Source organism: Streptococcus sp. GMD3S (genome assembly GCF_000298695.2).
Taxonomy (GTDB): Bacteria; Bacillota; Bacilli; order Lactobacillales; family Streptococcaceae; genus Streptococcus.
Window position 1 is genome coordinate 1 of record NZ_AJRC02000038.1, and the last position, 1,575, is coordinate 1,575.

Annotated in this window: 1 protein-coding gene and 2 pseudogenes; 2 read left to right on the forward strand and 1 reads right to left on the reverse strand. The window is 39.1% G+C overall.

What is annotated here, in order from left to right; all coding sequences use genetic code 11:
- Positions 1-79: pseudogene (locus tag GMD3S_RS10900) on the forward strand (carbonic anhydrase); the annotation flags it as partial.
- 212 nt (positions 80-291) lie between these two features.
- A complete protein-coding gene (locus GMD3S_RS0209385) occupies positions 292-1,260 on the forward strand; it encodes a ribose-phosphate diphosphokinase (RefSeq protein ID WP_000010174.1) in 969 nt (322 codons plus the stop codon).
- Positions 1,261-1,336: 76 nt separating this feature from the next.
- Here GMD3S_RS0209385 and GMD3S_RS10490 read toward each other — a convergent pair.
- Positions 1,337-1,575, reverse strand: a pseudogene (locus GMD3S_RS10490) (helicase-related protein); the annotation flags it as partial.

The window sequence follows — 1,575 nt, forward strand, 5'->3', positions numbered from 1 at the left end:
TCCACTGATTCCTGATGATGTGGTTATTTCAGGTGCTGTCTATGATGTGGATACAGGAAGTATGAGAGAAGTATACTAACTTTGTCTCAAAAAATCTCATCCTAGCATAAAATCGATTGTTAAAATGTAGGATTTTTAGTTTTAATATAGCTAATATAAAATAGTATAAAACAAGGGTATAAATGTTTGCTCTTGTTTTATTTTTGATTGAAAAATAAAGGAAAAAGCGCTACAATGGTAGATGGAAAATGTTGTGTAAAAACAAGTGATACATAAATACCGGAGGAAATCATGTCTTTTTCTGATTTAAAGCTATTTGCCCTTTCTTCTAATAGAGAATTGGCAGAGCGTGTGGCGCAAGAAATTGGGATAGAGTTGGGGAAATCGACTGTTCGCCAATTTTCAGATGGAGAGATTCAGGTCAACATTGAAGAATCAATCCGTGGAAAACACGTCTTTATCCTACAATCAACGAGTTCACCTGTAAATGATAATTTACTTGAAATTTTGATTATGGTGGACGCTTTGAAGCGTGCTAGTGCAGAATCTGTCAATGTTGTTATGCCTTACTATGGCTATGCACGTCAGGATAGAAAAGCGCGCGCGCGTGAGCCAATCACAGCAAAACTCGTTGCAAACATGCTAGAAGTTGCTGGGGTAGATCGTTTGTTGACGATTGATTTGCACGCTGCACAGATTCAGGGATTCTTTGATATTCCTGTAGATCACTTGATGGGTGCTCCATTGATTGCGGACTACTTTGAACGTCGTGGCATGGTTGGCTCTGACTACGTGGTTGTCAGCCCAGACCATGGTGGGGTGACTCGTGCTCGTAAATTGGCAGAGTTTTTGAAAACTCCGATTGCGATTATTGACAAGCGCCGTAGTGTAGACAAGATGAATACCAGTGAAGTGATGAACATCATTGGTAAGGTAGAAGGTAAGACTTGTATTTTGATTGACGATATGATCGATACAGCTGGAACCATTTGTCATGCGGCGGATGCTCTTGCTGAAGCAGGTGCTGTTGAGGTTTACGCAAGCTGTACGCACCCAGTACTTTCAGGACCAGCTATGGACAATATCCAAAAATCAGCTATTAAAAAATTGGTTGTTTTGGATACTATCTACCTACCAGAAGAGCGTTTGATTGATAAGATTGAACAAATTTCGATTGCTCATCTTCTAGGCGATGCTATTATCCGTATCCACGAAAAACGTCCTCTTTCTCCTCTATTTTGTATTGAGAAAAAGATTTAATCTTTCACTTGAAGTAGACAGAACTCCTAGCAGGTTTCTTTTCTTGCTAGGAGATTTTTATAGTCAAAATCTGCAAGCCTAATTCTGTAAATCCCTTAATCGCTTCTAATCTCTTCTCAGAGACTTCACTGATTGATTTTTCTGGACGATACATGAGATAGGCATAAGCAATACGATTGCTACGACCGACTCTTCCTCTTAATTGATACAAGGTTGACAAGCCCATGTGGTCTGCATTTTCAATAAATAAGGTATTGGCATTTGGAATATCTACCCCTGTCTCAATAATAGTAGTCGTCACCAAAATATCATACT

What these genes read in the sequence shown, in the direction of transcription:
- GMD3S_RS0209385 (WP_000010174.1), top strand. Translation starts at nt 292, where the DNA reads ATGTCTTTTTCTGATTTAAAGCTATTTGCCCTTTCTTCTAATAGAGAA.